Annotated in this window: 1 protein-coding gene; it reads left to right on the plus strand. The window is 65.5% G+C overall.

From position 1 onward, the window contains the following. On the plus strand, nt 1-255 hold a 255-nt coding region (locus IU450_RS39390), incomplete at both ends, for a hypothetical protein (RefSeq protein WP_195154794.1).

The raw sequence follows: 255 nt of genomic DNA on the forward strand, positions 1-255 counted from the left end.
GTTCCCGCCCGGAGTGGGCGGCGGCGCTGCCGCAGGAGATGTTGGGTGCTCCGGCTGATTCGAATATCGCGACGCCGGTGTTCGATGGTGCGCGGGAGGAGGAGCTGACCGGTTTGCTGGCCTCGACGCTGCCCAACCGTGACGGGGAGCGGATGGTCGATGACGACGGTAAGGCGGTGTTGTTCGACGGGCGTTCCGGTGAGCCGTTCCCGTATCCGGTCGCGGTCGGTTACATGTACATCCTGAAGCTGCATC

The sequence above is a fragment of the Nocardia abscessus genome (assembly GCF_015477775.1).
GTDB lineage: Bacteria > Actinomycetota > Actinomycetes > Mycobacteriales > Mycobacteriaceae > Nocardia > Nocardia abscessus_A.